This is a genomic window from Streptomyces sp. NPDC088354, from assembly GCF_044753585.1.
GTDB lineage: Bacteria > Actinomycetota > Actinomycetes > Streptomycetales > Streptomycetaceae > Actinacidiphila.
Window position 1 is genome coordinate 177,244 of record NZ_JBIVNJ010000013.1, and the last position, 22,411, is coordinate 199,654.

Here is a 22,411-nt window from a genome sequence, read left to right on the forward strand (position 1 = left end):
TCCAGAACGTTGGGTGAGGGCTGGTCACAGGTAGTGGCGGATCGTGCGGACGCTGACGTCGAACTCGAGCGCCAGGTCATTGGGGTCGTCGCCGTCGCGTAAGCGCCGGACGATCTCGTCGCGGTCCTGCGGCGAGAGCTTGGGCTGCTTGAAGACCGGCGACGGGGTCCGCTGGTCGCCGCGCTTGTGCCAGGCCCGCGCTGAGGGGCTGGCGGTCATTCGGGGGCCGCCGGGAGCTCGCCGCGGGCGATCCGCTGCAGCACCTCGGTGCCGCCGTCGACGTCGCGGGCCAGGCGGACGGCCTCCACGTACGGACCGTGGGTCAGGCCGAGGAGCGCACGCTTCTTCGGGTCGGCGGTCTCGATCGCGGCGATCATGTGACCGGCGTGTGAGCCGGGGCCATGGCCGTACCCGGTGTGTCCGTAGTGGGCGAGGACGTCGCGGGCGATCTCGCGGGTGATCTTCGTGGGGTCGGGTTCGGGGTGGCCGAGGAGTGTGGCTGCGGTGATGCGGGCCGCGGCGGCCTCGGCGCTGCCGTCCCAGGTGTTGACGCTGCCGTCGGGCTTGCGCTCCTGGATGGTGACGGTGATGACGCTGGCGGGGTCGGGGCGGGGGATGAACTCGTGCTCGAGGACGCGGGTGATGGCCCAGAGGACGGCGGCCGGGGCGGTGTCGATGTCGGCTGGGGGGATGAGGCCGGCGTCGATGGCGGCGGCGAGGTAGGGGCGGGCGTCGATGCGGCTGTCCTGCTGCTCCTTGTCGGTGAGCTCGTCGTACGTGGGGTAGTAGAGCGACCGGTGGGCGAGGTGTTGGCGGGCGCGGGCGAGGGCGATGACGCGGGGGTCGTCGAAGTCGATCTCAGGCCGAGCGGTCATGACTTGTCCTGTTCATGCGGTGTGGCGGGTGGTGTGGTCAGTGGGCGCGGAGGTCGAGCTCGAGGGTCTGGTCGGGGTCGTGGCCGATGAGGAGGCGGAGGGGGACGGTGTCGTCGGTGGGGAGGGCGGGGCGCGGGATGGGGACGGTGAGGGCTTCGGCGGCCGCGGCGGTGGGGGTCTGGTCGTGGTGGACCTCGGCGCCGTTCTGGCGGGTGCCCCAGGTGGTGATGTGCGGGGTGGCGAGTGAGTACAGGCGCAGGGGCAGGAGGAGGCCGAGGTTGAGGAGGGCGTAGAGGGGGGCCGCGGCGAAGGTGGGGATGCGTTCACGGAGGGGGAGGCCGGGGGCGCGGCGCAGGTAGTGCACGCTGCGGAGCCAGGACATGACGCAGACCCAGGTCAGGTAGCCGGTGAGGATGGCCGGGCCGGCGGGGTGGGTGACGGCCAGGGCGAGGGCGACGATGAGGCCGGCGGTGAAGCCGAGCCAGGCGGCGAGCTCGGCGAGGTTGAGCCACCAGAACGTGCGGAGGATGTGGCGGGGCTTGGCGGCGAGGAGGAGGCCCTCGCGGATGAAGGACTTGCCCCAGCGGATCTGCTGCCGGGTGTAGTGGCCGAGGCGTTCGGGGACGTCGGTGTACGCGAGGGCGGTGGGGGCGATGACGGACTGTCCTTCGGCGAGGGCGTAGTAGGTGAGGCGGCGGTCGTCGCCGAAGGTGGCGGGGCGGCCGAGGAAGCGCTGCTCGAGGAAGTCGTCGAGGTGCTTGCGCATGACCCAGCCGCGGTACAGGGCCAGGGAGCCGCAGGCGCACAGGACGGAGCCGAGGCGGGAGTAGGCGACGCGTTCGCCGAGGAAGGCGTTGACGTACCGCATGTCGATCAGGCGGGTGAGGAGGTTGGTGCTGCGGTTGTGGGCGAGGACGAGGCCGGTGACGGCGTGGACGCGGCGCTTGCCCATGCGGCGCAGGAGCTCCTCGACGGCGTTGGGCGCGGTGAGGGTGTCGGAGTCGACGGCGAGGTAGGCGTCGGCGGTGGGGGCGTCGCGGAAGCCGGCGGCGAGGCCGTGGCGCTTGCCGCGGTTCTCGGGGAAGCGGATGAAGCGGATGGTGATGCCGGCTCGTGCGAAGCGGGCGCGGAGCTCGTCGACGACGTGGGCGGCGGAGTGGTCCGCGGAGGCGTCGTCGATGACGGTGAGGGAGCGTGGCCGGACGGTCTGGGCGAGGATCGACTCGAGGCAGCGGTGGAGCATCTCCGGGGCCTCGTTGTAGACGGTGATCACGCCGTGGACGAACAGGTCGGGTACGGGCCGGGGCGTGGTGTTCTGGCGGCGCCAGGGTCTGGGGATGGGCAGGGAGAGCAGGAGCTTGGTGCCGAGGTAGATGGCGGCGGCGATGCCGTACCAGCCGGGGTTGGGCATGGGTGTGGTCCGTTCGGTGCGGGCGAGGGGTGGTCAGATGCCGATGGCGGTGGCGAGCTGGGCGAGGCGGTCGCGGCCGAGCTGGTCCTCGAGGTGGCGGGGCTCGACGCAGTCGGGCTGGTCGCAGTCGGGGAGGACGGGGCCGTGGGGTACCTGGCCTGTGCGGTGCTGGAAGGCCAGGACGCGCACCGAGTAGGCGCGGCCGGCGGCGATGTGGCGGGGGGTGCCGTCGGGGAGGGTGGGGCCGGTCCACAGGAGGTGGCCGCCGTCGGCGGGTTCGGTGTGCTCGCGCCAGGCCTCGGCGGGTGGGGGCGGCGGGGTCGGGCGGCGGCCCTGCGAGGTGGGGGCGATGCCGAGGGCCTGGCGGTGCTTCTCGACGGTCCGCCAGGCGGCGCCGGTCTCGCGGGCGATGGCGCCGTTGGACTGGCCCTGCTCGAGGAGCTCTTTGACGTCGACTCGGATCCTCACCGGGCACCCCCGTTGCGGGCGGCGGTGTCGAGGACCTGGCCGCACAGGAAGCGGACCAGGCCGTGGGCGTCGTCGGGTTGGCGCCGGTGCTGCTGGCGCATGGCGCGCATCTCCTCGCCGGCCTCGGTGTCGGCGGTGATGAAGTCGCGGTGGGCCTGCTCGAGCTCGGCCGTGACGCGGGCGAGTTTCCGCTGCGTGGCGGCGAGCTCACCGGGTGTAGCGACGAGTTGGCGCAGGGCGGCGAGGAATCGGAGCACGGTGTCCCCCTTGGCGGTGGGGTGGGTGGGGTGGGGTGGGTGTCAGTGGAAGCGCAGGACCCAGCGGAGCCGGGCGGCGTCAAACTCGACGACCTGCGGGCCGAGCGGGTTGGAGATCACGCCGGCGGGCTCGAAGTGGTACGGCATGTCGGCCTCGGCGAGCGCGTTGAGGCCGTCGACGAGCCGGACCCAGGGGCTTGCGCCCTTGACCTCGTCGAGCCACCGGGTCATCAGGTCGGCCAGGGCGCGGCCCTCCATGGGCTCGCGGCGGTGGACGAGGATGCCGGCGAGCTCCCGCATCTTGTGGACCTGCTCGGCCTGGACCGTGGACGACGGGACGGGGCTGTAGACGGGCCACCAGTGGCAGTCGCAGGCACCCTGGTGGCCGCCGGTGCAGTCGGACTCCCAGCGGACGGTGACGGGGAGCGGCCCGAAGTGGCAGTCGTCGATCCAGGCGTCATCGGACGGCGCCTTGCCGCAAGCCTGGTGGACGACGGAGATGCTGTCGGCGTCGACCTCGAAGAGGTACGGGCCTTCGGGCTCGACGCAGTCACAGGAGTCGAGGCGGTGCTCCTCGGCGGCCGCTTCGGCCGCGGCAGCGTCGAGGCGTCCGAGGAGGCGGAAGCCGAGGGGCTGAGCGGCCTCGATACGGAGGGCGTCGATGACGGGCTGGATGGCGCTCTGAGCAGCGGCGACGATTGCCGCTGGGGTGGCGTCGTGGCCCCACTCCTCGACCTCGCGGGCGAGCGCGGCGAAGACGAGGGTCTCGGGGTGCTCATCCGCCGGCGGGAAGCCGACGGTGAGGCCGATGTGGGAGTCCTCCGGCTCCTGGACGACCTCGGCGGTGACGGGGATCGGCCCCATGAAAAGCGTGTCGCCGCTCGGCCAGGCCGTGTCGACCTCGCCGCCACAGGCAGCGTGGCGGAGCACGGGCTCGCTGCCGTTGAGCTCGAGAAAGTAGCGGACGTCGGTGCCCGTGCAGGCGCAGCCAGGCAGCGGCTCGGGCGGCGTCCGCAAGGTCGTGACGACCTCGACGGCGCCGATCCCGGGGCCGGCCAGAACGAGCTCCCTGTCGGCGGCCGCGTTCTGGTCCTGGTCGGGGTGGTGCCGACCACGCCACGTGATGATCATGTGGATGCCGGAGTGGGGGCCGCCGAGCATGCGGCGGGTGCTGACCTCGACGTTCGTCTCGGCGAGCGCGGAGACGTCGATGCCCTGGCCCGTGGCGCTCTGGACCTGATCGGTGCCGCTCGGGCACCGGTCGGGGTCATACGCGGTGAGCCAGCCGGCGAGCTGGTGGTGGGCCCAGCCGTAGAAGTCGGGGCCGAGATCGGTGGTCTCGGCGTCGGCGAGCTCGACGGTGGGGCCACTGGTGAACGCCAGGTGGGCGGTGACGGCCTCGGTGGTGGTCATGGCGGTGGTTGTGCCTTCCGGTGCTGTGCGGATGCGGTGAGGGGGGCTGCGCGGCCCGGGTGGCCGCGCAGCCGGTCAGGGGGCGGCCTTAGAAGGGCGGTTCGTCGCTGTACGGGGCGGAGCTGCTGCCGGTGGCCCACGGGTCGTCGGCGGGGTTGCTGCCGCCCTGCGGCTGGCCTCCGCCCCAGCCGGAGGACTGCTGTTGGCCGCCGCCCTGGCCCTGGCGGCGCTGGTTCCGCTCGACCTTCGCGACGGCGTACCGCAGCGACGCGCCGACCTCGTCGACGTCGAGCTCGTACACGGTCCGCTTGACGCCCTCCCGGTCGTCGTAGGTCCGCTGCTTGAGGCGGCCTTGGACGATGACGCGCATGCCCTTCTGCAGGGACTCGGCCACGTTCTCCGCGGCCTCCCGCCAGACGGAGCAGGTCAGGAAGAGCGCCTGGCCCTCCTTGAATTCCTGCGTCTCGCGGTCGAAGGTCCGCGGGGTCGACGCCACGCGGAACTTGGTGACCGCGGCCCCGGAGGGCGTGAAGCGCAGCTCGGGGTCGTCGACGAGGTTGCCGACGAGGGTGATGACGGTTTCGCCTGCCATCTGGGGCTCCTTGCCTAGCTGGTTGGGGGGATGGACAGCTGGTCGCCGAGGGCCTCGACACGCGGGGTCCTGGCAGCCGGCTGGGTTCGTACGGCCTCGGCGTCCCGGGAGGCGTGGACGCCGGTGAGGGTCAGGCCGGCGGTGGCGGCGCGGCAGGGCGCGCCCACGGGCTGCTCGCAGTCGGGGCAGGCGACGTGGGCGATGACCCAGGCCGCGCGGCGCTGCTCGTGCGTGCCGTCCCGCTTCTCCCTGGTGCCGCGCTGGTTGGTGCACAGGGCCTCGGGCTGGGCGTGGCACCAGGAGCAGGCGACGGCGAGCTCCGGCCAGCGGAGCGGGCGGCCGGTCACGCGCCCGGCCCCTTCACCGGGCGCCTCGGGTAGGCGGCGTTGAGGACCCGGGCCACCGCGGCCCCGCCGTACACGGTGATGGCCTGCTGCTCGCCGAGCTCCTCGATGGCGGCCGCCACGACCTCGGCGGGCACATCCTCGGCCCCGGCCCTGGCGGCCCTTCCGCGTCGGGTGTGGCAGAGCAGGCAGTCGCCGTCGGTGCCGGGCTCGACCGGGCCGTGGGGATGCTGCGGGCAGCGGGTCGTCGGGGCCTCGCCGTCGGCGTCGGCGACCATGGCGAGCGCGCGGCGGAGATCCTCGCGGATCTGCGCCAGTTGCTCGCTGGTCGCCGTGGCGGGGACCAACTGCTCGCCGTAGGCGCCGAGGACGCGGAGCGCGCGGCCGAGGTCGGCGACCTTGGCGCGGTTCACGCTCCGCCCCCTACGGCCACGCCGTCCTCACGGCAGTCGGCGCAGATGCCGTTGGCCGGGAGCGACCGGGACGGCCGCTCGCAGCCTCGGCACGTCCGCATGGGCTGCGCCGGGGCCGCCGCGGGGCGCCCGGGCGGCAGGACGGCGGCAGCGCCCGGTACCGCCGTCAGGAAGGCGCCCTGCACCACCGTCGCCGCGGCCTTCGAGCGGTCCACCGCCTCCCGCTCGCAGGTCCGGCACGCCTCGCCGCTGTCGACGTCACGGCCGTCGTCGCAGCGGGGCGAAGTGCAGGCGCCGCGGCGGACGAGGGCGATGGCGACGCCGACGGGGTGGAGCAGGCCGGGGCCGCCGCCCTCGGTGTCGTTGTCGAGCTCGTAGCCGTGGCCGCGCCAGCGGCGGGCGATCCGCTCGGCGATGACGTCCAGGTCGATTCCGCGGCGGAGCTCGGCGGTGATGGCGTCGACGACGGCGCCGGGGACCGGGTCCGGCAGACGGCGCGTCAGCGCGGCCGGGAGGGCGGCGATGACGGCGCCGATGGCGCCCCGGGGAATCCGATCCGCTGCTGGCTTGTCCGACGCGGCGAAGCCGCCGGCACCGTCGCCCCCACTACCTGCACCGGGCCTACGGCCGTCAGGGGACTGGTTCTCTGGTGGTTCATTGGTGGTTTGGGCGGCGTTGAGTGCGTGACGTGCGGACGCAGAGTGCGTGACGTCACGCACTTCGAATCCGTGACGTGCGGACGCAGAATCCGTGACACCCCCGCTTGTCACGCATTCTGCATCCGTGACGGGACTCGCCGTCACGTCGTCAGACTGCGTGACCGTCACGTCGCCTGTGTGCGTGACGCGCTTCGCGCGGGATCGCCGCTGCCGTTCGGCCGCTGCCTCCCGCTCGGCGGACTCCTCGGCCTCAAGGACCGCCCAGTCGGACTTCGGTCGGTTCGCCGCCAGGTCGAGGCACCACACAGTGCGGCCGTTCACCGACCCAGTGGCCTTGATGAGGCCGGCGGCCTCAAGGCGCCGCAGTGCTCGCTGTACCGTCCGCCGGTCGAAGCCGGTCCGGTACCGCAGCCGCAGGACAGAGGGGCAAGCACCCCCGCCGTCCGCATGCGCGTGCTCGGCCAAGGCCTGCAAGACGTGACGTGCCGTGGTGTCCGCCTTGCCCTTGTCGGTAAGCAGCATCGGCGCGTCATCCATCGCCCAATTCACCGCTTCTACGCTCACTCGAACTCGTCTCGGGTTGGGTGGGAGTTGGGGGGATCGCAGTGGGGTGCGTCCACACCAGCTGTAAGCGCGCAGCCGTCACCGGCTGGCCTTCTCGTTGAGGTAGGGCTTGTGCTGGCGGAGCAGCCGCGTCTCGTGGCGGTACGCCTCCTCGCGGGTGCTACAGGGGTGGGCCTGCCAGCGGACGAAGGCCTTGCCGTCGTTGGTGTGGCGGGCCAGGCGCTCCCGGAGCACGCTCGTGCTGCCCACGTAGCAGGGCACGTTGGCCGCGTCGTAGAGCACGTAGACGACGGCCACGCCCGATTCCGGCGTCGACTCGCCGTTCGTCGGCCACTCCCCTGCCCAGGTGCCGTCCGGCTGGTTGGGCAGGTACCGGTGCAGCCGACACATTCGGTTCCAAGGTGTGTCCACGTTCGCGTCCCACATCACGCTCGGGTGCTCTGTGCCGAGCGCGCGGTACGCCTCGAATACGGCGTGCAGTTGCCCTTCATCGAGCTCCCCCGCGCGGTGGGCTGCTCCTACGCTGTGGAGGAACTGCTGCTCTGCCTCGCGGCGCTTCTCGGCAAGGGCGGCTTCACGTTGCTGAATCAGCCCGATGTGCTGCAGTCCACTGGCGACGATGTCGGTCATCGGCGCGGGCATTGCAAGAGGATTCGTCATCTAGTCGCCGTCTCGTATGTGAAGTGTGGACAGGTGGGCAGCGCGCACCGAGGTCAGGAGAGGGCGCAGGCGTTGCGGCAGCGCCAGCAGATGGGTTCGTCGAGGAGGCGGTGCCGGCGTGCGCTGGCAGGGCTGCCGTGTTCCTCCGGCATGGCGCGGCCGGTCTCGAGGGCGTGACGCTCGCCGCCGTCCCGGCCGCCGCGGATGCCTTGCCGGTCTGCGCGGTTGAGGCCCTGCTCGCCTGCCATCGCGTGCTCGAGGCATTCGGCCTGCACGGGGCACGCTGTGCGGCACAGGCCGCGGGCGACTACGGCGCGGTCCTCCTCGGCAGCCGTCGTCGTGGGCCAGTTCCACAGGCCGGCAGGGCGCCCGTAACAGGCACCGCGGGCAGGCCATCCGAGGAGCTCGGCCACTTCCGCAGGGGTGCGGCTCGAGGGGCTCCCCCGCAGGCGGTCATCCGCGAGATGCTGGACAGCCACACAGGTACGGCCGCACGTGGCTTTCACCTTGCCGATCGGTGCCTGTCCGTGACCGAGCACGAATGCCACGCGGTAGGCGGAGTGGACCTTCCCGCGGAACATGAAGACGGGGAGTCCCCTGTCGACGGTGCCTTTCCACCCGACGTGGCCGTCCTTCCCGGGGACGGTGTGGTGCTCGAAGGCCTCCCGCCGGCTCATTCCGTACGGCCGCTGCGTCCGCTCCGGCTGCGGGATGCCGAGCTCCTCGCGCCAACGCTTCACGGTGCGCCGGTCCATTTGCATGTGGTCCGCTACGGCGCGGTCCGTGAGGCCCTGGCGCAGGAGCTCGGCGACGTCGTCGCGGCTGCGGACGGCGCGCATCAGTCGGTCACCAGCGTCACGGTGTCGACCCAGGCGAGGGCCTGGGCGTCGAGGACCTCGCGGGCCCGAGTCACCGCGACGTACGCGAGGCGGGCCTCCTCGCGCGGGACCGCGATGTGCTGGGTCTGGGGGTCGGGGCGCGGTCCCTTGAAGTCGCCATGGATCCGGACGCGGTTCCACTCGCGGCCCTTGGACTTGTGGGCGGTGGAGATGACGAGGTCGGCCTGCTTCTCGTCGACCAGGCCCTCGGCTGCTGTGAGGATCGCGGCGGGGCCGTGCTCGTCGATGAGGTCGACGAGGACTTTCAGGCTGTTGTCCTCCTCCGCGGCGTACTCCCGCACGGCGGACCAGTTCGGGAAAGCGATGAACTCGGGGTGTTCGGTGGGGCGTCCGGCTTGCAGGGCCTCGGCGGCCCAGGCGAGGCGGCGGAGGTCGTCGCGGCCGCCGACCATGGCGACCTTCTTGTCCGCGTCCATGGCCTCGAGCAGTAGGCCCATGGCGCCTGCGTTGGTGCGGCACAGGATCGCGTCCGGGGCTTCGATGAGGCCTGTCCGGGAGTCGCAGGCGTCCCAGCCGGTCAGCCGGAGCGGCGCGTTGATCAAGCGCAGCCACTTGTTCGCAGCTTCCGCGATGGCCGGACCGAATCGGAAGCTCTGCGACAGGGTGAGCTCGGAGGCGCCAAGCTCGCGGGTGAACTTGGTGAGGGCGTCGTTGGCGCCGCGCCAGGAGTAGATCTGCTGGGCGGAGTCGCCGACGGCGATGCGCTGCGCGTGCTCCTGGTCCAGGAGGACGCTGCTGAGTACGTCGTTGGTGTCCTGTGCCTCGTCGAGGAGGACGACGTCGGCCGGGAGTCGCGGCCGGCCGAGAGCCCAGATTTTGAGGTAGTAGTCGTGGCTGAACTTGAGGACGCCGTTGTCGGTGAGGATGTCGCCCCAGGCCGCGACGGCGACGGGTAGGACGAGCTCGAGGAGCTTGGCCCTGGCCTCGGGCTTGTCGAGGCCTTCGATGTGCGGGACGTGGCGGGCGGTGATCTCGTCGTCGGCGGAGTGGCAGAACCGGTCGACGGTCTCGAGGGCCAGCCGCATGACGACCTTGGTGACCATGGGCGTGAGCTGTCCCGCGTCATTCTTGATCGTGGGGACGGCGCCGACGATGTTGAGGATGCCCCTGACGTCGAGGGCGTCGGCGGCGTCCTTCGCGGTCTGCCGCGGGCGCTGGATGCGGGGCAGGTACCGCGGGTCGAATGCGAGGCCGTGGCCGGTCTTGCAGGTCACGTTGCCGGGGAAGGAGCGGCTCGCCTCGGCGACGATGGGCTTGTTGTAGGCGACGTAGAGCATCAGGCGGCGGATGTCGCTGCGGGCGATCTCCTTGAGCGTGCTCGACTTGCCGCAGCCGGCACCGGCCTGCATCACCATGTCGACGCCGTCGCCATAGGTGTCGATGGCGACGCGCTGCTCTGGGGTGGGGTCCACCATGAGGGTTCCTCCGTGAAAGGGGTGCGGGGCCCCGGGGGTTGGGCGGTGAGGGCCGGGACCGGTCCCCGGGGCCCCGCAGTCGGTGGGGTCAGGCAGCCTTGGCGCCCGCGGGGGCACCGGTGGGGGCCTTGGCCCGCTGCAGGAGGTCGTTCAGGTGGTCGCGGAGCCCGTCAGGCCCGGACGACTCGAGGACGAAGAGGTGGGTCAGGACGCCCTCGGCCTCGCCGTACGTGAGGTCGTTGAGGCGCTCGAGGGGCCGCGCTCGCTGGATGAGGAGGGCGGCGGCGGTCAGGCGGCGGCCGCGGTTCTCGTCGCCGCCCATGTCGAGCTGGGCGAACAGGTTGTTGATGTTGCGGAGCTGGGGCGGGGCGGACGGGCCGTCCGGGTCCGGGACCGAGGAGCCGTCGTCGGGCTCGGCGGCGGTACCGGTGCCGTCGTACGAGGCGCGCTCGGCGTGCTCACGGGCGTCCATGACCGCGTGCGCGGCGGCCTCGACCTCGGGGTGGCCGGATGCGGCGGCCGCGGCGAGCTCCGTGTCCGTCAGGTGCCGGGCCTCGTCCTCGGCCTGGTCGCCGCATGCGGCCGGGGCGTCCGGCTGCGGGACGGAGCGGACCGGGGAGAGCTGCTGGCCGCGGGCCTTGATGATGTTGATCAGCGGCGTCGGCTCGTCGCCGTCGACGCTGTACGGCACGTTGCCCCAGCCGCCCTGCAAGGCTCGCTGGTGCAGGTCGAGGGCGCCGTTATAGGTGAGCGCCGGGTCGGCGAGGAGGGCGGCCACGATGGCGCCGAGCCGCGCGGTGAAGAGGTCGCTCAGCTTGACCGTGCCGCCGTCCGGCCGGGCGACGGAGGTGGTGAGGAAGCGGCGCTTGTGGGCGAGGGTCTGCAACTGCAGGAGCCGGTCCAGGGTGAGCCCGGGGCCGTTGAGCTCGTCGATGGTGAGCTGGAAGCGGTCGACGCCGTGGCCGAGCTCCTCGAGGATCTTCTCTCCCACCTCGGGGCCGGGCCGCTCGATGACGGCGCCGTCGAGGCCGTCGTACCGGGTCTTGGTGACCGTGGCGACGCGGTCGACCATGTCGAGTACGACGTCGACCTCGTACTCGGCGCCCTCGCGCTGGACCGTCTTCACGCCCACCTTGTGGACGGTCTTGCCCTCCATGACGTAATCGGTCTTGGTCCGCATGGTCACGATGAGGTGGCCGCGGAAGTTCAAGATGGCGTTAAGCATGTCCTGCTCGACCTTGTTGCCGACCTTCCAGCCGCCGAAGGAGCCGCCGCGGTTGGCAGATCCGGCCTCGTCGACGATGGACAGGAGGCCGTCGTTGCCGTTCCAGAAGTGCGACCAGGAGTCGACGATCAGGACTTTGACGCCGGCGGCCTCGGCGGCCTCGACGACGCCGATGAGGTTGCGCGGGTCGTGGTTGTCCATGGGGAGGTGCTTGAAGACGTGCCCACCCAAGTCGGGGCGGCCCGGGACGGGCGCGTACTTGAGGGCGGAGCGGCGCTCGGTGTCGGCGATGGCGATGATGCCGCCCTGCGCGAGGCCCTCGGCGATGCGGATGGCGGTCTTGGTCTTGCCGGAGCCGGCCGGGCCCTGGACGGCGATGCGGGCCATGGCGGACTCGCGTGTGGCGTCCTCGAAGACGTACGTGGCGGTCATCGTTGCCTCTTCGGGTGGTGCGGGCCTCCGCCGTGGCGGGGGCGAGGAATGAACGTGCGGAGGGGGCGGCCGGAGCCGCCGGAGGAGGGGTGCCGGCGGACGGCCGCGGTGAGCTCGGGGCTCTGCGACGTCTCGGCGCGGCGGGGCTTGCGCCGGGGGCCGCCGATCCACCAGGTGATGACGCCTACGAGCAGGGCAAGGGCGAGGCCGATGAGGAGGCTCATTCGTCCTCTCCGCTCTCCCAGGCGTCGAGGCAGCGCGCCAACTGGTCCGCGAGGACCCATCGCTCCTCGGAGGGCGGCACTTCCCGCTCCCCTGTGAGGAGCAGCGCGGCCACGGCGGCGATCACGACGGGCGCGGCCAGGGTCTCGACGGGGAGGAGGCGGGGGTCACCCGTGGTCGGATCGTCGCAGCGCCAGCCGTTGATGTGCGACCAGACGAGGCGCAGGCCTCGGGGCAGGGCGGCCGTGCTGGCCCACCGGAGGGTGGTGAAGAGCTCCTGACCGCTGGTGACGGTCACGCTCATGACGTCGGGCTCCACGCACGCACTGCCGAGCGCGCCGTGGACAGCGTCGGCGTAGCCGATGTGCGGGTAAACCGAGCTCATCTGCATTACCGGTCACCGCCCGCGGTAGCGGCGGTGTAGGCGCAGCGGCCGTCGGTGGTGATCTGGACGAGGGCGCCGCGGCGGACGAGGGCGCGGAGGTCCTGGCGGGCCGTGTCGCGGTTGCCACCGAAGCCCTGGGCCTCGTTGAAGCGCGCGGCGCGGACGCGGCCCCACTGGCCTCCGGTGCGGCGGATCTCCTCGAGGAGCACGGTGCGGCGAGGGGTGGTGGTGTCACTCATCGTCGGCACCCCCGAGGGCGAGCGCAGCGGCGTCGAGTCCGGTGAGGGCGACGGTCACGCCGTCCCGCTCGCCGGTGCCGCTGGCGGTGGTGTCGTCGCGGGTGATGCGGTCGTACGGGATGCCGAACAGATCGAGCCACCACGCCCAGCTCTCGGCGGTCTCCGGGCGCACGGTGAGGGTGAGCGCGGTAGGCGCCATGACGGCGAAGGCGTCGATGCCGGCGGCGTGGGGCATGTCGCCCAGGCGGAGCGCGAGCTCACCGGCCGGGGTGAGCTCCGTGCCCTCGTCGGGCTCGGGCTCGTCGGTGGCCTCAGCCTCCGCCTCCGGGGTGTCCTCGGGCTGCTCGCCCAGGTACGGGGTGATGCCGTAGGCCCGGGCGGCGGCGTCGAGGCGGCCCTCCTTGCCGGTCCCGGCTTGGGCGACCAGGGGGACGCCGTCGGTGTCGTCCTTGCCGGCGTACTCCCAGACGGCGCCGGTGGCGTCGACGAGCTGTTGGGCGAGGTCGTACAGGCGGTTGCCTGCCCAGACCGGGCGGATGGCGGTGTCGGCGGCGGCGGTCACCAGGTCGGCCGTGTCCGGCGATTGGATGCGGACGGCGATGGAGGCCCAGACGCCGTCGGCTACGGCCATCAGGCCGCCGGGGCGCTCGAAGTACAGCTCGCTGTCGGCCTTGAAGGGGGTGAGCCAGCCGAACCAGTGGCGCAGGTCGTTGACGGCCAGGGTCATGACGACGCGGTTGCCGTCGTGCTCGACGGAGGTGACGTCGTCCCGGTTGGCGTAGGAGCTGCGGAAGTGGTCGGCCAGATAGGCGGCACGGGCGCATGCCGCGTCCCAGTCGAGCGCCTCGGCTTCGAGGGTGGCCGGTGCGGTCGCCGCCTCGAGGGCCGGGGGCACGGCCTCGACGGGGAGCAGCGCGGGGCCGACGCCGGCGGCGTCCTTGGCGGTGGTGAGGCATCCGGCCTTGTCGAGGATGCGGGCGATGGCGGCCGCGGCCTCGTCGGCCTGGTCGCCGGCGTACGGGGCGACGCCGGTGCGGATGAGCTCGGTTGCGGGGTGGATGCTCATGCCGTCACCGCCAGATCGTCTGCCGAGAGGTGCTCGGTCAGGCAGCGGATCGCGCGGTACTGGAGGGTCTTGACCGCGCCCTCCTTGATGCCCATGGCCGCCGCGGTCTCGGCGACGGTGAGGTCACGGAAAAACCGCCAGTAGATGCAGGTCCGCTGGTACTCGTTGAGGTAGCGCAGCGCGGCGCGCACCAGCAGCTCGCGGTGTGCGATGCCGATGCAGTCGGTGACGACCACGTCAACCACGTCGGTACCGTCGAGCTCCCACATGTCGTCGCCGTGGGGCATCTCGCGCTTGGTGCGCATCGCCTTGAAGTGGTCCATGACGAGGTTCCGGGCGATGGTGATGAGCCATGCGCCGAAGCCGCCGCCCTGCCAGGTGAAACGGCTGACGTTCCGCAGGGCGCGGACGAAGGTCTCGCTGGCGATGTCCTCGGCGAGGGCGCGGTTGCCGTTGACGCGGTAGTAGATGAAGCGCAACACCATGGCGCGGTGCTCGTTGTAGAGGGCGCCGAACGCTTCACGGTCGCCGCCGCGGGCGCGGTCGACGAGCTCACGCTCGGCGTCGCTGTCGAGGCGGGTGGCTGGGGGGCTAGCCTGTGCGATCAAGGCCAGTACCTCGCTTTCTGGGTTCAGAGGGCTGGTCGGGAGAGGTCCGTCCCGCTGCTTGGCGGTGGTCGGGGCGGGCCTCGAAACTGCAGGTCAGGCGCCGCGGTGCTGATAGACGGGCACTTCGCAGGAGGCCTGAATCGCGCGGATGTGTTCGGCGCGGAAGAGGATGCGCTTGCCGTTGGCGGTGGCGTGCGCGATCTCTCGCTGTGCGGCCTTCCTCCGGAGCGTCCGGGCTCCGAACGGCGTGTATGGCGCTGCCTCTTGCAGCGTGTAGTAGCGGTTGTCGTCGAGCTCCGGCAGGGAAGCGGGGCTCTCTGGCCGTTGGGCGGCCGGAGAGTCGGCGGTCACCGTGCTGGTGTTCTCATCAGCCGTGATGCGGCTCTCGGACACCCCCAGTGCTCTCGCGATCTGGGCGATCCGTTCGTCGCTCGGGTCGGTGACCACTCCGCGCTCCAGCCGACTGAGATAGCCGGATTCGCATCCGACCAGGTCGCCGAGCTGGCGCAGCGTGAGGCCTCGCTTCTTGCGGAGATCTCGGATGGCGTTGCCGTCTGATCTCACGCCACAAAAAGTAGCCTTGTGTGGCGCGCGATGCAAGCACTTGCGTACATCGCATGCCATTTTTTATGGCGCTGCACGCACCGGCGTGCCGCTGCATGCAGTTTCATGCGCCCCGTGCGCCCCAAAGGGCGCTCTTTTGATGCCATCGCACTGGTCAAGCGGCTGGAAGTACGCTTTTTTGCTGCATGGCGATGGGGCATGATGTGCAGCATGGAGACGGACTGGAAGGCGCTTGGGCGAGAGCTTGCTGCGCGAAGAGAGCTCCTGGGCTTCACTCAGGAGGAGGCGGGCGCGGGCATCGGTGCCTCGCGCGGGCCGATCCAGACCATCGAGCGTGGTGTCGAGCGCAAGAAGATCACCGCCACCATGCGCACCTATGCCCGCCTGCTGGGTTGGACCGACGACAGCATCGATGCGGTCCTCGCCGGCGGGAAGCCGACCATCCGGCCGGACGCGGGCGCGCCCGGAGAGTCACCTCGGGGCGCCGGCGGAACTGACACCGACAGCACCGTGCTCGACGAGTTGCCGCTGCGAATCCAGGCGGAGCTTGGCGAGGGTCGTTTTTTGGACGCGCGCTCCCTGTCGCTGGAGGCTTATGGCGCCAAGGGCGCTCGGGCCGTGGTCATCGTGCGCGCTGCGCCGGGGGCGTCTGCCGCCGAGCAGCACCGGGCCTTGGAGGCGTGGAGACGGGCTGAAGCTGACATGGAGCGCATGGGTGAAGTTGCTCCTGACGACAAGCCGGGGGCATAGTCCGAAAATCCCCGTTCGTCGCATATCAACAAGGGGGCCACATTTGAGCCAATGATGTGATTGCATAGCCCAACACCGCGATCGGGGGCCACCGGATCTTGGTTTTGGGGGACACATGCGTGTATACGTTCTCCGCGTTCCTGGCAGTGAACTGCCGGACGGAGTAGCACTCACCTTCACAGATGAGGGTGACGATGTGGTCATGCGCATCGACGAGCTGGAGATCAGCAACGAAGACGCCGCACTCCTCGCCGATGCGCTGACGGACCTGGCACAAGGCTGGGACAAGCCTCCGCCTGAGGAGGCCGGAACGTGGGTCCGGGTGACGGTCCACGTCTACCGCGTCGATCTGCCCGCGGGCGTCGAGGTCTTCCTCGAGGACGACGAGACTCCAAGCAGCCATTGGTACTTCGACAAGGGCATCTACAGCCGGCGCGTCACTCAGGCGATCTACGACGAGCTGGTCAAACGCTCCATGACCTGGCGGCGCCGCAGCACTCGCGACTTGCCCCCGCGGATCGGCGCCACCGACTGACCGTAGCTGGACGGAGAGGTCCCTGCGGTCGCGCCGCCTTGATGTGAGCGATCCGCAGGAACACTCCGCATTCAGTGAGGTCGAACATGGCACTTCCCAAGCAGCACACAGGCCGGGACGACGACGGTACGGGGCCTGCCAGTTGGCGTGTCCGGTGGACGCCAGGGGCCAGCCGCAGGAACCACACGACGGGATTTCGACACAAGGTGTACGCCCTGCACTGGGCCGCGCACCGCAATGCTGAGCAGCGTCCCGCGGCCTCGGAGGTCTGACATGGCCTTCGCGCAGAAGCGGGTCAGCACAGCCAAGGGCTCCAAGGGAAAGATCACCTGGCGTGCGCGGTACAAGCGACCTGACAACACCTGGGGTTCCGAGCCGGGCTTCCCCACGAAGAAGCTCGCGGAGCAGTACGCCGAAGAGCAGGAAGCGGCCATCCGGGCCGGCCGATGGGTTGATCCCGAACGGATGCGGACCCCCTTCGGGGTGTGGGCGCGGAAGTGGATGCAGACCAAGTCGCCGCGCGGCAACACAACTTCCACACGGTGGGCTCGACTGGACGCCCACATCCTGCCTCGCTGGGAGGACGTCCCGCTGCGGGGCATCAACTGGTTCGAGGCGGAGGACTGGGCCAACAACCTCAAGTGCGACGACGCAACGGCCACCCAGTGCCTGACCATCATGTCGATGATGCTCACCGGTGCCGTGGACGCCGAGTACCTGCTCGTCAATCCCCTGGCGGGACGGCGCCGGAGCCGTCCGGCGAGGGTCAAGGCTCAGGTGGAGGAGAAGGACGAGAGCAAGCTCTGGGCCCCGCCCGAGGTCGTGCTGCAGCTGGCGCGGCGCGCCGGCCGCATCGACGGACTGCACATCCTCACCACCGCGTTCGCAGGGCCACGTTGGGGCGAGAGCCTGGCGTTGCAGGCGGATTCCCTTGGTGAGCGGCGGGAGCCCTTCGAGGGTGGTGAGTTCGTCTGTCCCACGCTCGGCATCGTCAACGAGATCGCCGAGTATCAGCCGCGGGACAAGGACGGGAGGAAGCTTCCGATGGTCATCCAACTCGAGCCGGTGAAGACGAGGGAATCGAAGCGCCGGATCGACCTGCCACCGTTCCTGGCCGAGCTCCTGGCCAAGCACGTGGCTGAGCACCAGCATCAGTATCTGTTCTGCACTCGTGAGGGAACGTGGTGGCGGCGGAGCAACTTCGGCCGGCAGGTCATGCGGCCGGTTGCCGACGGACGCAAGGCCCTGCCGACGTCGAAGGGGCATGCCGAGCGGCCGGAGTGGGCGCCCATCATGGCGGGTCTGACGATGCGCGCGATGCGCCACACCCACGACACGTACCAGCAGCAGTTGGGGGTCAAGGCGCCCCTCGAGTTCGAGCAGGCCGGCCACAAGAGGCCGGGGACGAAAGCGATCTACCAGCACCCCACGCCGGACATGCGCCGCGATAGGCTGGAAGGGCTGCAGGGGATCTACGAGCGGGCCATGCGTGCGCTCGGCTGGGACGCGATCTGGGATGAAAGTTGATCGCCCGTATATCGCCCGAATGATCTTCCTTTCGTGCAGCATCGCAGGTCAGGGAAGCGACATAGCTACCCTTACAAGGCAGATGTCGGCGGTTCGAAACCGTCCACGCCCACCAGCCCCAGCGCATGACAAAGGCCCAGGTCATCCGGCATGAGCCCGGAAGCCTGGGCCTTGATCTTTTGCCGCCCGTGAGGGCCGCCGTGCCACTTACGTGCCACAAAGTCCACCGGAATCCACATCGGAGCCCGTCCCCTTGACCCGCCGGATCTGGTCGTCCACGTGCCCGGCGATCTCGTGGTCGCGGCCGTTGACGAGGTGTTGATAGATCAGCGCGGCACGCACCGACGAGTGCCCCATGCGGTGCATCAGCTCTCGTGTGGAGGCCCCGCCCGTCGCGGCGAGCGTGTTGCCGGTGTGCCGCAGATCGTGGAAGTGAACATCACCGAGGTCGGCCGTAGCGATGGCGCGCAGCCAGATCCGCCGGAAGTTGTTCCGCCGAAGCACTCCCCCGCGCGGCCCGACGAAGACTCGACCCGTGCGGCCGGGCTCGGAGTAGTCGGCGAGATGCGCCGCCAGCTCCGCGGTGAGCGAGGCGGGGAACGCCACGGTGCGAACGCCGGCCGCGGACTTGGGGGCCTTGACCGTCAATCCGTCCGACCGGGTCTCGGCGACCGACCGGCGGACCGAGATGGTGCGCCGCTCCAGGTCGACGTCCCACCGCTGGAGGCCGGCCAGCTCTCCGAAGCGCAACGCGGTGAAGGCCGCGAGCAGGATCATCACCCGATAGCGCGCGGGCACTGCGTCCGCGAGCCGGAAGACCTCCGCCACCGAGAGGAACGGCCGCTCGGCACTCGGGGCGGTGGCGCCACCCTTGATGCGGCACGGATTGCGCTGGACCAGGCCGTCGTCCACGGCGGTGTTCATGATGGCGCGGAGGATCTGATAGGCCTTGGCGACGGTCGCCCCGCCGACGCCCTGGTCGAGGAGGTTGGTCCGCCAACGCCGCACCTGCGGGGTGGTGATGTCCCGGAGCGGCACCGCGCGGAACGTCGGCAGGATGTGCAATTTCAGTGCGCTGCCGTTCCGTTCGCGGGTGGTGGCCGCGTAGTCGCGGTCCTTGAACCAGGATTCGGCGTACGCGCCGAACGCGATCTTGACATCGGGGTTCTGCCAGTCGCCGTCGAGGATCTTGGCCTCTTGCCTGACCAACCAGCGGTCCGCGTCGGTCTGTGAGGCGAAGGTCTTGTCCGCCGTCCGTATCAGCCCGTCCGGGCCCCGGTAGCGCGCCTGGAAACGCCCCGAAGGCAGCTTCCGCACCGACCCGAAGCGACGACGGCGCCCCTTGGAATTCGCCATCAGGCCACCGCCTTGAGCAGCGCCGTGCCGTTCGTGACCGGCTGGACCGTGTGATCCGCGATGAAGGCTTCGACCGCGCTCTCGGGGATGCGGACGTGACGGCCGACCTTGACGAACGTGATGCGGCGCTCGGCGATCAGCCGACGCGGGAAGCGCACCGACGTTCCGAGCATCTCGGCCACCTGGTCGACGCTGAGGTATCGGTCCTTCATGCTGCGGCTCCTTCCAGGGCCAGTTGGTCGCGCAGGGCTTCGCGTGCGGTGTCGCGGTTGAGCTGGAGGTCCCGGGCGATCGACGCCGCGAGGAGGGATTCGCCGGGGGTGTGGCCGTGGCCGGCGTATTGCCAGTCCGCCAGGACCAGGACGGTGTCCGGCTCGACGGGCTCCAGGCCGAGGTCCGCGTGCTCTTGGGCGGCGCGGTAGTCGGCGCGTTCCTGGCGCAGTGCGCCGAGGGTGGTGGAGTAAGCGCGGGATTTGGTGGAGAAGTGGCCGCGGAAGCCGAGCATGTGTGCCCAGGCCCACAGCCGCCGGTCCGGATACAGGTCGTCCAGGTCGCGGCACGCTTGGATGAGGCGGCGGGCGTGGTCGGGCACCTGGTGACGGTCGAGTTCGGCCAGTTCGCCGATGCGGCGGTCGAGGGTGCCGGTGTTCTCGGCGGCTTTGGTCGCGTATTTGGCGACGTAGGAGGCGACGGCCTGTTCGGTGATGTCGGAGCCATCCCCGAAGGCCTTGACCGGGCGGACGTCGAGCTGGGTACCCCAGCGGAAGGTCCGGGCGGGTTGGCCGCCGGCGGCGGGGACGCTGACGCTCGTGTAGCCGTGGTGGGCGGCGGCGCGGATGGCGTCGGTGAGCAGCTGCACGGTGGCCCAGGAGGGTGGCTCGGTGTCGGGTCCTTCGGGGCCGTCGAGGCGGATGACGGCGTGGAAGTGGACGGCACCGCGCTTTTGGAACTCGGCGACCTTGCCGAAGGAGACCCGCAGGACCTCGCGCATGGCCCGTTGCGTGAGGCCGGCGCGGGCGGCGATCTCGCGGCGGAGCCGGTTGGTGAAGCGCTGCCACAGCTGCCCGGCGTGGTTGTTGAACAGCACCGCCCCCGCGTAGTCGTAGGTGGCCGGGTCGAGCGCTGTGCCGAGTGCCGGGTCGTCCGCCGGGTGCTGGGTGCCGCAGCGGCAGCGGCCGGTGTCGGGCCGGTTGTGCACGCGCCCGAATGAGGGGGCGGTGAGAGTGGCGAAGACGCGGGGGTGGTCACGGACGGTGGCGGGGATGTCGCGGCGCTGGTCTCCGGCGAGGCCGGCACGGATGAGGTGGTAGGTGTCTCCTGCGTAGGTCCAGGCGCAGGCGGGGCAGCGGGAGGCGCGGCGGTTGCCGCAGGCGATGCGGAGGCGTCCGCTGGGTTCGTTCTCGGTGGAGTAGTGGTGCAGGGTCTCGCCTGTCGTGCGGTCTTTGGTGAGGGTCCAGCCGGTCAGGTGGATCGGGTCGGAGCAGCCGCCGGTGCGGCGGATCTGGTCTTCCCAGCGGTGGAAGCCCGGGGACCCGGCCACCCTCAGCAGGTCACCGAGGGTGGTCGGGTCCAGGCCCGCGAGGGTCGCGGTGTCAGACACGGGCGCCCTCCCGCGTCCGAGCGGAGCGCAGGGTACCGGCGCCGTGGCAGGCAGGGCAGTGGACGGTGAGGGTACGCAGGTGGCCGCGCCGGTCGCGTCCGCCGAGGGTGATGACGGCGGAGGCGAAGCCGTCGCAGGCCGGGCAGATCCGCGCCGGTGGCGGTGTCGGGTGGGTCATGATGGGGGTTCCTTCCGGATCTCTGATTCGGGCAGGGGCACGGCTCCCGGGGCGGGCGATACTTGGCGGTTGAGGCCGCCCTGGGGGCCGGTCAGCGCTTGTGCTGGCCGTTGAGCATCGAGCGCAGGACCACAGCGCAGACCGCGACGGATGCGGCGGTGACGGCAACCGCCAACAGCAGCGACACCAGGACCGTGCCGACGACCAGGACCACCGCGGTGCCGCCGCCGACGAGCGCGACCAGGGCGCCAGGGGTGAGCTGCACAACCGGCCGGGACGACACCGGAGCCGGGGCCGCGGGGACGGGCGCGGGGCCCGGGGTGTGCTGCACGACAGCGGTCGACTCGACCGGGAGCGGGATGGTCACGCCGGTCGGGGTCGGGTTGGTGGGGATCTTCGGCCGGAGCATGAGCGGTCTCCTACTTCTCGATGAGGGTGTCGATGACGGGGGCGAGCAGGCTGTCGGCGATGAGGTAGCCGCCGAGCAGCAGGACCAGGACGAGCCAGAGCGGCGGGCGGATGAGTTTGCAGCCGAGGTAGCCGACGACGATCAGGGCGAACCAGAGCGGGACGTCCACGGGCGGGTGTCTCCTATCGGGCCGTGCAGCGGTGGGTGCGGGCTGCGAGCTGGGCGGCGGACTGGCTGGAGTAGTCGGCGGACCAGCCGCAGCGGTCGTTGGTGCACACCGCGGCGTGCTTTGTCTGGCCGTGCCGGTCTCGGTGGGTGCCGATCTGCACGGGGCCGATCTGCATCACGGAGTGGAAGAAGTCGCGGGCGGGCATGGGGTCAGTCCTCCTGTCCGGTGAAGTCGTCGGCGTGGTCGGTGAGCCATTGGCGGATCTCGGGGTGTTCGTCGTCGGTGGCCTGGTTGATCGCGTCCTCGCCCAGGCGCATGGCGTCCACCAGGCGGTTGTTCCGGGTGAGTTCGGCGGACCGTTCCAGGGCGGCGCGGATCTGCGGGCGCATGCTTTGTCCTCCTGTCAGGTGAGGTGGGCGGCGATGGCGTCGGCCAGCTGGGCGGGGACGCCGAGCCGGACGCGCAGGGTGTCGGTGTCGATCGAGGTCCCGGTGCGCGCGTGGTGGTCGTCGGCGACCTTCCGGGCGTGAGCCACGAGCGCGGCCGGGACCGCGGGAAGTGCCGACGTTGGGGCTGCGGGCAGGGCCGGGACGGGCTCGGCTGCATCCGGCACGGGCTCGGGCTCAGGGGCGCGTTCGAGGTCGGCCGCCTCGGTCATCTCGGGGGCCGGGACTTCCTGGCGTTCGAGGGCGGGACTCGGGGAGTGCACCAGGAGGGTGCCGCCGAGGAAGGCCAGGGCAGGCCATCCGGCCACGAGGATGCTCAGCCAGTCCGGCACGTGGTCCAGGTCGAGGAGCCCGGCGGTTGCCACGTTGGCGCCGAGGGATGCGGCCAGCGCCGTGGCGAACCAGAACCACGCAGCCCGCACCGGCTCCCCGGCCGGACGAAGAGATCGCAGCTTCCGCCAGGCGGCAACGAGGAGCAGGTCCACGCTGATCGGGTAGGCCCAGGCTTTCCATCCGTCCTGCCCGGCAGCGGCGGCGAGGTCGTGCAAGTGGGCGAAGGACAGCGCCCCTGCGATGACCGCTTGCACGAGCACCGCGTCCACGCGCAGAGACCGCATGATCGTTCTCCTTCCGATGTCAGGCAGCGTCCGGCAGCCGCACAGGGGCGGGAGCACGGAGCGGCTTGGGCGGGGCCACGGGCGGCAGAGCGGGCCGGAAGGCGGCAAGCTCG

32 protein-coding genes and 1 pseudogene are annotated in these 22,411 nt (G+C 71.1%); 3 read left to right on the top strand and 30 right to left on the bottom strand.

What is annotated here, in order from left to right:
• Positions 1-24 precede the first annotated feature (24 nt).
• From ACIP98_RS21220 to ACIP98_RS21320, 21 genes and pseudogenes are all read right to left on the bottom strand, one after another.
• Positions 25-219 (bottom strand): hypothetical protein, encoded by a 195-nt coding sequence (locus ACIP98_RS21220; RefSeq protein WP_401977358.1) that lies wholly within the window; start codon positions 217-219, stop codon positions 25-27.
• Positions 216-875 (bottom strand): hypothetical protein, encoded by a 660-nt coding sequence (locus ACIP98_RS21225; RefSeq protein ID WP_401977359.1) that lies wholly within the window; start codon positions 873-875, stop codon positions 216-218. Before ACIP98_RS21225 ends, ACIP98_RS21220 begins: the two co-directional genes overlap by 4 nt.
• A gap of 37 nt (positions 876-912) precedes the next feature.
• Complete coding sequence (locus ACIP98_RS21230; RefSeq protein WP_401977360.1) at positions 913-2,286, bottom strand: glycosyltransferase; 1,374 nt, start codon at positions 2,284-2,286, stop codon at positions 913-915.
• 33 nt (positions 2,287-2,319) lie between these two features.
• Positions 2,320-2,754, bottom strand: a complete 435-nt coding sequence (locus tag ACIP98_RS21235; RefSeq protein ID WP_401977362.1) for a hypothetical protein — start codon at positions 2,752-2,754, stop codon at positions 2,320-2,322.
• A complete protein-coding gene (locus ACIP98_RS21240) occupies positions 2,751-3,011 on the bottom strand; it encodes a hypothetical protein (RefSeq protein ID WP_401977364.1) in 261 nt (86 codons plus the stop codon). The genes ACIP98_RS21235 and ACIP98_RS21240 overlap by 4 nt, the downstream gene beginning before the upstream one ends.
• A 42-nt stretch (positions 3,012-3,053) precedes the next feature.
• Positions 3,054-4,424 (bottom strand): hypothetical protein, encoded by a 1,371-nt coding sequence (locus ACIP98_RS21245; RefSeq protein WP_401977366.1) that lies wholly within the window; start codon positions 4,422-4,424, stop codon positions 3,054-3,056.
• Between the two features lie 88 nt (positions 4,425-4,512).
• A complete protein-coding gene (locus ACIP98_RS21250) occupies positions 4,513-5,016 on the bottom strand; it encodes a single-stranded DNA-binding protein (RefSeq protein WP_401977368.1) in 504 nt (167 codons plus the stop codon).
• A 14-nt stretch (positions 5,017-5,030) separates the two neighbouring features.
• Entirely contained in the window at positions 5,031-5,363 is a 333-nt protein-coding gene (locus ACIP98_RS21255) for a hypothetical protein (protein WP_401977369.1), read from the bottom strand.
• On the bottom strand, positions 5,360-5,773 hold the full coding sequence (locus ACIP98_RS21260; protein ID WP_401977371.1) for a hypothetical protein: 414 nt from the start codon (positions 5,771-5,773) through the stop codon (positions 5,360-5,362). The genes ACIP98_RS21255 and ACIP98_RS21260 overlap by 4 nt, the downstream gene beginning before the upstream one ends.
• The gene (locus tag ACIP98_RS21265) at positions 5,770-6,492 is read right to left on the bottom strand and encodes a hypothetical protein (protein WP_401977419.1); all 723 of its coding nucleotides are present in this window, start codon (positions 6,490-6,492) and stop codon (positions 5,770-5,772) included. Before ACIP98_RS21265 ends, ACIP98_RS21260 begins: the two co-directional genes overlap by 4 nt.
• 288 nt (positions 6,493-6,780) lie before the next feature.
• Positions 6,781-6,969, bottom strand: a pseudogene (locus ACIP98_RS21270) (helix-turn-helix domain-containing protein); the annotation flags it as partial.
• Positions 6,970-7,074: 105 nt separating this feature from the next.
• Complete coding sequence (locus ACIP98_RS21275) at positions 7,075-7,626, bottom strand: GIY-YIG nuclease family protein (RefSeq protein WP_401977372.1); 552 nt, start codon at positions 7,624-7,626, stop codon at positions 7,075-7,077.
• An 83-nt stretch (positions 7,627-7,709) separates the two neighbouring features.
• Positions 7,710-8,495 carry a WhiB family transcriptional regulator gene (locus tag ACIP98_RS21280; protein ID WP_401977373.1) on the bottom strand — a complete coding sequence of 262 codons (786 nt, stop codon included), beginning with the start codon at positions 8,493-8,495 and terminating at the stop codon, positions 7,710-7,712.
• A complete protein-coding gene (locus ACIP98_RS21285) occupies positions 8,495-9,970 on the bottom strand; it encodes a UvrD-helicase domain-containing protein (RefSeq protein ID WP_401977374.1) in 1,476 nt (491 codons plus the stop codon). The genes ACIP98_RS21280 and ACIP98_RS21285 overlap by 1 nt, the downstream gene beginning before the upstream one ends.
• Before the next feature lie 88 nt (positions 9,971-10,058).
• Positions 10,059-11,627 (bottom strand): AAA family ATPase, encoded by a 1,569-nt coding sequence (locus tag ACIP98_RS21290; RefSeq protein WP_401977375.1) that lies wholly within the window; start codon positions 11,625-11,627, stop codon positions 10,059-10,061.
• Positions 11,624-11,851, bottom strand: coding sequence for a hypothetical protein (locus ACIP98_RS21295; protein ID WP_401977376.1), 228 nt, complete (start codon positions 11,849-11,851; stop codon positions 11,624-11,626). Before ACIP98_RS21295 ends, ACIP98_RS21290 begins: the two co-directional genes overlap by 4 nt.
• Positions 11,848-12,234: a hypothetical protein gene (locus ACIP98_RS21300; protein ID WP_401977378.1), complete on the bottom strand. Its 387-nt coding sequence runs from the start codon at positions 12,232-12,234 to the stop codon at positions 11,848-11,850. Before ACIP98_RS21300 ends, ACIP98_RS21295 begins: the two co-directional genes overlap by 4 nt.
• Before the next feature lie 5 nt (positions 12,235-12,239).
• The gene (locus tag ACIP98_RS21305) at positions 12,240-12,473 is read right to left on the bottom strand and encodes a hypothetical protein (protein ID WP_401977379.1); all 234 of its coding nucleotides are present in this window, start codon (positions 12,471-12,473) and stop codon (positions 12,240-12,242) included.
• Entirely contained in the window at positions 12,466-13,539 is a 1,074-nt protein-coding gene (locus ACIP98_RS21310; RefSeq protein WP_401977381.1) for a BN159_2729 family protein, read from the bottom strand. The genes ACIP98_RS21305 and ACIP98_RS21310 overlap by 8 nt, the downstream gene beginning before the upstream one ends.
• A complete protein-coding gene (locus ACIP98_RS21315) occupies positions 13,536-14,147 on the bottom strand; it encodes a sigma-70 family RNA polymerase sigma factor (RefSeq protein ID WP_401977382.1) in 612 nt (203 codons plus the stop codon). The genes ACIP98_RS21310 and ACIP98_RS21315 overlap by 4 nt, the downstream gene beginning before the upstream one ends.
• Before the next feature lie 93 nt (positions 14,148-14,240).
• Positions 14,241-14,711 carry a helix-turn-helix domain-containing protein gene (locus ACIP98_RS21320; protein ID WP_401977384.1) on the bottom strand — a complete coding sequence of 157 codons (471 nt, stop codon included), beginning with the start codon at positions 14,709-14,711 and terminating at the stop codon, positions 14,241-14,243.
• Positions 14,712-14,741: 30 nt separating this feature from the next.
• Between ACIP98_RS21320 and ACIP98_RS21325 the strand changes: the two genes are divergently transcribed.
• The 3 genes from ACIP98_RS21325 (at position 14,742) to ACIP98_RS21335 (ending at position 17,523) form a co-directional block, all read left to right on the top strand.
• Positions 14,742-15,461 carry a helix-turn-helix domain-containing protein gene (locus ACIP98_RS21325; protein WP_401977386.1) on the top strand — a complete coding sequence of 240 codons (720 nt, stop codon included), beginning with the start codon at positions 14,742-14,744 and terminating at the stop codon, positions 15,459-15,461.
• 202 nt (positions 15,462-15,663) lie between these two features.
• Complete coding sequence (locus ACIP98_RS21330) at positions 15,664-15,996, top strand: hypothetical protein (RefSeq protein WP_401977387.1); 333 nt, start codon at positions 15,664-15,666, stop codon at positions 15,994-15,996.
• A gap of 273 nt (positions 15,997-16,269) precedes the next feature.
• On the top strand, positions 16,270-17,523 hold the full coding sequence (locus ACIP98_RS21335) for a hypothetical protein (RefSeq protein ID WP_401977388.1): 1,254 nt from the start codon (positions 16,270-16,272) through the stop codon (positions 17,521-17,523).
• A 207-nt stretch (positions 17,524-17,730) separates the two neighbouring features.
• Here the strand turns inward: ACIP98_RS21335 and ACIP98_RS21340 are convergent, their stop codons facing one another.
• The 9 genes from ACIP98_RS21340 to ACIP98_RS21380 all read right to left on the bottom strand — a co-directional run bounded on the left by ACIP98_RS21340 (position 17,731) and on the right by ACIP98_RS21380 (position 22,298).
• Complete coding sequence (locus ACIP98_RS21340) at positions 17,731-18,879, bottom strand: tyrosine-type recombinase/integrase (RefSeq protein ID WP_401977389.1); 1,149 nt, start codon at positions 18,877-18,879, stop codon at positions 17,731-17,733.
• Positions 18,879-19,091 (bottom strand): helix-turn-helix domain-containing protein, encoded by a 213-nt coding sequence (locus ACIP98_RS21345; protein ID WP_401977391.1) that lies wholly within the window; start codon positions 19,089-19,091, stop codon positions 18,879-18,881. Before ACIP98_RS21345 ends, ACIP98_RS21340 begins: the two co-directional genes overlap by 1 nt.
• Complete coding sequence (gene repSA / locus ACIP98_RS21350; RefSeq protein ID WP_401977393.1) at positions 19,088-20,479, bottom strand: replication initiator protein RepSA; 1,392 nt, start codon at positions 20,477-20,479, stop codon at positions 19,088-19,090. The genes ACIP98_RS21345 and repSA overlap by 4 nt, the downstream gene beginning before the upstream one ends.
• The gene (locus tag ACIP98_RS21355) at positions 20,472-20,657 is read right to left on the bottom strand and encodes a hypothetical protein (RefSeq protein WP_401977395.1); all 186 of its coding nucleotides are present in this window, start codon (positions 20,655-20,657) and stop codon (positions 20,472-20,474) included. The genes repSA and ACIP98_RS21355 overlap by 8 nt, the downstream gene beginning before the upstream one ends.
• A 91-nt stretch (positions 20,658-20,748) precedes the next feature.
• On the bottom strand, positions 20,749-21,066 hold the full coding sequence (locus ACIP98_RS21360; RefSeq protein ID WP_401977396.1) for a SpdD-like protein: 318 nt from the start codon (positions 21,064-21,066) through the stop codon (positions 20,749-20,751).
• A gap of 10 nt (positions 21,067-21,076) precedes the next feature.
• Positions 21,077-21,235 (bottom strand): hypothetical protein, encoded by a 159-nt coding sequence (locus ACIP98_RS21365; protein ID WP_319159123.1) that lies wholly within the window; start codon positions 21,233-21,235, stop codon positions 21,077-21,079.
• Positions 21,236-21,248: 13 nt separating this feature from the next.
• Complete coding sequence (locus ACIP98_RS21370; RefSeq protein WP_401977397.1) at positions 21,249-21,440, bottom strand: mobile element transfer protein; 192 nt, start codon at positions 21,438-21,440, stop codon at positions 21,249-21,251.
• Positions 21,441-21,444: 4 nt separating this feature from the next.
• Complete coding sequence (locus ACIP98_RS21375) at positions 21,445-21,624, bottom strand: hypothetical protein (protein WP_401977399.1); 180 nt, start codon at positions 21,622-21,624, stop codon at positions 21,445-21,447.
• Between the two features lie 14 nt (positions 21,625-21,638).
• The gene (locus ACIP98_RS21380) at positions 21,639-22,298 is read right to left on the bottom strand and encodes a DUF2637 domain-containing protein (RefSeq protein ID WP_401977401.1); all 660 of its coding nucleotides are present in this window, start codon (positions 22,296-22,298) and stop codon (positions 21,639-21,641) included.
• Positions 22,299-22,411: the final 113 nt, after the last annotated feature.